The sequence below is a fragment of the Streptomyces sp. NPDC005811 genome (genome assembly GCF_040630405.1).
Lineage (GTDB): Bacteria > Actinomycetota > Actinomycetes > Streptomycetales > Streptomycetaceae > Streptomyces.
This window is the reverse complement of record NZ_JBEXXK010000064.1, coordinates 59,403-65,581: the sequence shown is the minus strand read 5'-3', so window position 1 is coordinate 65,581 and position 6,179 is coordinate 59,403. Positions and strand designations below refer to the sequence as shown.

Sequence of the window (6,179 nt, the reverse complement as noted above, 5' to 3'; positions counted from 1 at the left end):
CTGGGAACGACGCGACGACATCCACGAGGCCTTCCTCAGCCTCGCCACCTGCCTGATCACTTACCGGCACGTACAACGCCTTTGTTAGGACCTCTTAGGCGCCAGCGCCGTCACCACTGGGGGAGAACGTGGATGCCCTGACGCTGATAGGGCTGGGGGCGACAGGCGGTCTGCTGCGTGGAGTCCTGGACGTGTACTCCCGGTTCTTGATGTGGCAGGCCGACCGCCGTGCCCATCGATGGTCGACCATTGGGGGGACGGCCCGGGGGGAAGCCCCACGGTTCCAGGCCTACTTCGATCCTGGCGTTGATGCCGTGGCCGCCATCTTGCACAGTGCGCTGGGTGCCGTTGTCGCATTCGGGTTGGGCAGCGCAGGGCAGATCAGCGGCAAGTACGCGGCGCTCGTCGTCGGGTTGTCGGCGCCTGTGCTGCTCACCCAACTTGGCCGCGCTCACACGGTGAACGAGGTGATGACCGGGGACCGGCCGCCGACCGGGACGGCCGAAGAAGCCGGGCTGCCTTCGGCCACCGGTGTGGGCGGTGCTGGCACCGCCCACACGCAAAGTGCTGCCTTGGTGGCTGCCAGCCCGTCCGCTGGGCCCTCCCCCACCGAGCTGACGCCCGCTACATCCGATAACACGGTCCAGCCCTCTGCCCCCACGGGGAGCCCGCCGCCCACCACACGGCCAACACCTTCGGCCGTGCCGCCCGCTACGGTCGTGGACGCCACGCCACCGGATCCCGCCCCTGGCGCATTCTCCGCAGACCGGCCCCGGACTCCGGATTCGGCCACGCCTCAGGGAACCCCTCTCCTACCCAGCGGTCCGCCGGATGGATCGGGCTCCGGCTATACCAGTCGACGCGAGCCACAATGGCAGCAGAGCCCGGCGCTGGGGGAGGACGGGCTGTGAACAGCTCCCCGCGGTACCTCATGCACGAAGACCGTCAGGAATACGAGCAGATCCTCGACGAGGCGCTGAGCACGATTAGCGGTCGGCACAACCCCGAACAACTGCGCGCCATGGCGCTCAACGCTACCGCGCTCATCACGGCTGCCGCAGCGACCGAGTACCAGCACTACGTTCGGATCCGCGAAGAGGCCCGCGATCGGGTCCCCGTTCCCCCCTCCACGGTCCCCGAGTTCGTCCCCGCCTGGTCCGCCCATTCCCGCTCCGACGCCCACCTGGCCACTCCCGACCAGAGTGCCGCACCAGGGCTGGGCTGGCGGCTCGGTGCGGCCCTCCTGGGCACCGGGCAACAGCGCGGTCGCAGGTCCGGCGACGGAATTGCCCGGCGACGGTGGCTTCGGATGTCCTACGGGCGCCGTCTGTTGGCAGCGCTTCTCGGCTTGCATGTACGACCGGAGGTATCGGGGGCGGCAGGTGCAGCGGGCGCGGGACATTCGCCGAGGCGGCCAACGGACCTGCGCGGCCCGGCGCTGACGCGCTCCATCCGGCATAGAAAGCTTGTCTCGGAGACGGCCAAGGACCGCTTGGCCTGTGGCGTCGCAATCGCCGCCATACTCACCCCCGTACTCTGCGGAACGGCCGCCGCGATCTTTGTGCTTGTCGGTTACCTCCTCAAAATGATGGAGCCTGAAGCAGGGGTCGCAGGGGACATGCTCAACGTCGGGTGGATCTTCGGAGCTGTAGCAGGGGCGTCGATTGTCGCCTCCGTCGTCGGCCTGATGATCACCGCGTTGCGTACATCAGGCCAAGACATCCAGCGGGCAACGGGCGACGAGCTGGCCCTGGCCCATCAGGCCTGGAGGACGGCCCTGCTGGATCGGGGCATCATGCCCTTCCTGCAGGAGGCCATAGGAGCCCCCACCATCACCCCCACACCTCGACCGAGCTTCACCGTCACAGATTTCACCAGCCCGGATTTCGGGGAGCCCGAACACCGGCTGGACTGACGCTCACGCACCAGGCCAGGAGTCTCCCGCTCTGAGATCCCAATCCCGCAGGTCACCTTTGCCGTGTTAGCGCTCGTGCATTGCCGACTTCCTCGACAGAATGGTCGGCCGGCCTACGTGGGGATGCCGTTGGAGTTACGTGCCCCGCAGGCAGGCCCACCACAGGCTGCTGGTCCTCGACACCTCCGCGCACCGGCCCGAGGAAATGGCCACCGTCATCGCCGACACCCTCCTCACCGCCCCGGCTGCCTGCGGGCCGGTCCGGCTGCCCGGCGCCCTGGAGCGTGCCGCATGACCCCGCAGCCTCTGGTCGACGCCGGTCTGGTCGAGGCGGCCGACCGCGCCCTGGCCCGCGCCCTGGACGGGCCGGTGCTGGTGTCCGCCGAGCGGTTCTGCGCCTCGATGCGCACCCTCTACACCGGGCCCGCACCGCCCCCGGCGGTCGCGGCCTGCTGCTATCCCGGCTGGTCCGATGCCGCGCCGGACCCCGTCCTGGCCGCCGAGACCCGCACCCGCGCGCGCGGGCCCGGGCAGCGGCACGCCTGGATGCAGGCCGTCGACGCCGAGGCGTCCGCGCTCCTGCGCACGCTGGCGGCTCGGCCGGTGATCGCCGCCTGGTACGCCACCGACCGGCTGCGCCGGTGGGCGGGTCCGGGCGGCACCGTCGCCGCGATCGACGGCCGACTGCGGGCCGCGGTCGAGGACAAGGCCGCCTTCGACGCCCTGCTGCGGGCCGCCGGCGTGCCGGAGCGGACGCGGATCACGTGCGTGCGCGTCAACGCCAGGCTGCCCGACCTGGCCGAGCTGCGCGCCCAGGTCGGGGCGGCGCGGTTGGTGGTGCAGTCCGGAGCAGACTCCGGCGGGCGGGGCACGGTGTTCGTGGACAGCGATGCCGACCTGGCCCGCGCCGCGAGCATGGACGGCCCGTACAAGGTCGCCGCGTTCGTGGAGGGCTGGTCCTCGAACGTGACCGTGCTGACCGTCCCGGACGGGCAAGGGCGGGTGTCGGTGTACATGGACCGGCCCTCCCACAAGGCGGCCGGGATCCCGGAGGCGGGCATCGGGCTTGGTCAGCGCGGCTGACGCCTCTGCACGGCGGCCGCGCTTACGCCGCTGCGCCTCACGGACGCGTACGCAGCTGGGGCGTGGCGCCTCCCCCTGCGGTGCAGCGAACCGAAATGATCATGTTCGGTCATGTTGACATGCGTTTGGAAAAGATACCTACTGTTCATCTACGTATGTGTATGGTGCACAGCGCAGTGCCCTTCTCCGTTGATCGTCCCAGCCGGGCAGGAGATCTCCACCAGGTCGGAGTTGCCGCACTGGCCAGGCGGCGATGCCTTGGCCCGGTGCCCGGACGGAGTGGACGTGGCGCGGCTGATGAGATGTCACACAGCGGGCTCTTGCCCTGTCCAACATGAATGCCGGTGCAACGAACATGACGGTCACGACCAGCGTGATGGCCGATGCGGGGAATATGCCTGCCGCTTTGACCTCTTTTGTCGGTCGGGGGCGGGAGCTCGCCGAGGTCCGCCGCATGCTGGACAAGACGCGCTTGCTGACGCTGACCGGGGTGGGCGGGGTGGGCAAGACGCGGCTGGCCCTAGAGGCGGCCAGGGCATGCGGCAGGGGTTTCGCGGACGGGGTGTGGGTGGTGGATCTGGCTGCGGTGAGGGAACCGTCAGCGGTGGCACGCGCGGTGGTGACTGCGGTGGGCGGGCCGGATCTCGGTGCCCGGCCAGTGCTGCAGGATCTGGCGGCATATATGGCCAGACGGCAGGTACTGATCGTGCTGGACAACTGTGAACACCTCCTCGATGCGTGCACCGAGCTGGTCAGGACGCTGCTGCGGGCCGCCGCTGAGCTGCGCATCATGGCAACCAGCCGCCAGACGCTGGGCGTCACCGGCGAGCATGTGTTCACCGTGCATCCGTTGAGCCCGGACGAGGCGGTCGAACTGCTGCACGACCGTGCCGCCGCCGTCCGACCGGATTTCCAGGTCAGCGACGCTAACCGGGCCCAGGTCTCCCGGTTGTGCGCCGAACTGGAGTGGCTGCCCCTGGCGATCGAGTTGGCCACCTCCCGGCTGCGGACCTTGACCGTGGAGCAGACGACGGACCGGCTCAAGGACCGGTTCGCACTCCTGACCAGTGGCTGCCGGAGCGCGCTGCCGCGGCAGCGAACCCTGCGTGCGATGGTCGACTGGAGCTGGGACCTGTGCTCCCCGGCCGAGCGGCTGCTGTGGAACCGGCTGTCGGTCTTCGCAGGGAGTTTCTGCCTGGACGCAGCCGAGACCGTCTGCACAGGGGAGGGCATCGCGACGCACGAGGTACTGGACCTGCTGGACCAGTTGGTCGCGCAGTCCGTGGTGGTGCTGACAACCGAGGCCGCAGGTCCACCGCGCTACCGGCTGCTGGAGACGATCCGGCAGTACGGACGGGAACGCCTCGTTGAGTCGGGTGAACAAGAAACGCTGCTGCGGCGGCACCACGACTACTTCCTCGCCGTGGCCGCTGGGGCTGGCAAGGCGTGGCCTTGCCACGGTCAGGGGGAGACCGCGGGCCGGCTGCGAGCCGAGCACGCGAACCTGCTGGCTGCCTTGGACTACGATGCCGACCCGCAGGCCAGGCTCGCGCTGGCCGCCGCGTTGACATCCCACTGGGTTGTCGACGGATACGTCGGCGAGGGGCGCCGTCAGCTCGACCGGGCGCTGGCGGCCGCACCCGAGCCCACGTCGGTGAGGGGACAGGCGCTTTGCGCCGCAGCCTGGGTGGCGCAGACGCAAGGCGATCTGGTCGCGGCCGACCGGTGGCTGGATGAGGCCGACATAGTGGGCGAGCAAGTGGGTGACCCGATGGTGCGGGCCCGTGTATGGGGCGGTCGTGGCGTGTCGGCGCATTACCGGGGCCAACTGGAAGAGAGCATGTCCCGCTACGAGGAGGCGAGGGCCCGCCTGGTCGCGCTGGGCGATGAGGCCGGAGCAGCCGTCTGGTTGCTCGCACTGGCCTGCGCCCAGACTTGTGCCGGAGACCCCCGTGCGGCGGAGACCGGCAGGCAGGTGGTAGCTGCGGCGGAGACGAGCGGTGACCGGTGGGGGTATGCCCAACTGCTGCTGTCGCTTGGTTACAAGGCCTGGGAACGTGATGACGGGCAGGAAGCCGAGGCTCTGGCCCGAGCCGCACTGGACAAGATAAGGACCTTCAGGGATTACACGAAGACCGCAGCGATGCTGGAACTGCTTGCCTGGACCACCGCCCGGCGCGGCGGCCATGGGCGGGCGGCCTGGCTGATGGGCGCCGTGGATGCCCTGTGCCGGGATGCCGGCACTGCCATTACCGCATTTCCGCAGATCGCAGGTCACCGTGAGCATTGCCACACAGAGGTGATGGGCGCGCTGGGCCCGGCGGAGTATGCGAAGGCTCTTGCAGAAGGGGGCCGCTGCAACAGCCTCGCCTCGGTCATCGCGTTCGCCCTGGAGACCGCCACCGAAAGCGATCAAGCCACCCAGGCTGCCGCAGTCTGCCCGCTGACCCGCCGGGAACGAGATGTGGCCGCACTGGTGGCCGACGGCATGACCAACCGACAGACCGCCACCAGGCTAGGGCTCTCCACGCGTACGGTCGACGGCCACGTCCAGCGCATCCTGGCCAAGCTCGGCGTCGAATGCCGGTCCCAGATCGCCACCTGGTGGGTCATGAACTGGGAAGACGAGCCGGAGAGACAGCCGGTGGAGGGAAGGCCAGGAGGTACGGGGAGGCGTCCGAATGGGCAAGGCTCTTCTGCGGTTGAGCATGCTGCCTGAGGTCTCAACTCGTAGCCCGGGGAACCTCGGCGTACGAATCTCGAGTTGCTGGACGTGCCGTACGCCTCGATGACGGGGTGATCATGCTCAATCGCGGGATCATCGTCCCGGATCACCACTCGTTGTGGAATCGGCTTCGTCCACGCCTCGTCCGAGCCGACTCGGAGCGATGGCGCAGTTCCACCGTGCCCTTCTGGCGAGAATGGTCACAGGAAGGGCGAGGTGGCAGACCGGGCCACTCGGTTGTCAGCGATAGATCGTCAGTGTGTCTCGCTGTCCCGGCCAGGCCGACGCCTCCGTCAGCTGGCCAGGGGAGAGGGGCGAACCAGAACTGCCCGAGACAGGCAGGTGCCCGGCCAGGGACATCCCAGCCGGGCACCTGCCCCGAACAACTCAGACCCTGCCGAGCTCTGCTGCCCTCACCCGCCTCACGCACACACCGCGCGGCGCTACCGCCCTGTG

4 protein-coding genes are annotated in these 6,179 nt (G+C 69.3%); all 4 read left to right on the top strand.

Features of this window, described 5'->3' with window-relative positions; genetic code table 11:
• Window positions 1-931: 931 nt before the first annotated feature.
• The 4 genes from ABZ490_RS44085 (at window position 932) to ABZ490_RS44070 (ending at window position 5,717) form a co-directional block, all read left to right on the top strand.
• Window positions 932-1,915, top strand: a complete 984-nt coding sequence (locus ABZ490_RS44085) for a hypothetical protein (protein ID WP_359003752.1) — start codon at window positions 932-934, stop codon at window positions 1,913-1,915.
• A 139-nt stretch (window positions 1,916-2,054) separates the two neighbouring features.
• The gene (locus ABZ490_RS44080) at window positions 2,055-2,210 is read left to right on the top strand and encodes a hypothetical protein (RefSeq protein WP_359003737.1); all 156 of its coding nucleotides are present in this window, start codon (window positions 2,055-2,057) and stop codon (window positions 2,208-2,210) included.
• Window positions 2,207-2,998, top strand: a complete 792-nt coding sequence (locus ABZ490_RS44075) for a hypothetical protein (protein ID WP_359003734.1) — start codon at window positions 2,207-2,209, stop codon at window positions 2,996-2,998. Before ABZ490_RS44080 ends, ABZ490_RS44075 begins: the two co-directional genes overlap by 4 nt.
• Before the next feature lie 355 nt (window positions 2,999-3,353).
• The gene (locus ABZ490_RS44070; RefSeq protein ID WP_359003731.1) at window positions 3,354-5,717 is read left to right on the top strand and encodes a LuxR C-terminal-related transcriptional regulator; all 2,364 of its coding nucleotides are present in this window, start codon (window positions 3,354-3,356) and stop codon (window positions 5,715-5,717) included.
• Window positions 5,718-6,179 lie beyond the last annotated feature (462 nt).

Excerpts from the sequence above, each read along its gene's own strand:
- ABZ490_RS44075 (WP_359003734.1), top strand. The coding sequence starts at position 2,207 with ATGACCCCGCAGCCTCTGGTCGACGCCGGTCTGGTCGAGGCGGCCGAC.
- ABZ490_RS44085 (WP_359003752.1), top strand. The coding sequence starts at position 932 with ATGCACGAAGACCGTCAGGAATACGAGCAGATCCTCGACGAGGCGCTG.
- ABZ490_RS44070 (WP_359003731.1), top strand. The coding sequence starts at position 3,354 with ATGACGGTCACGACCAGCGTGATGGCCGATGCGGGGAATATGCCTGCC.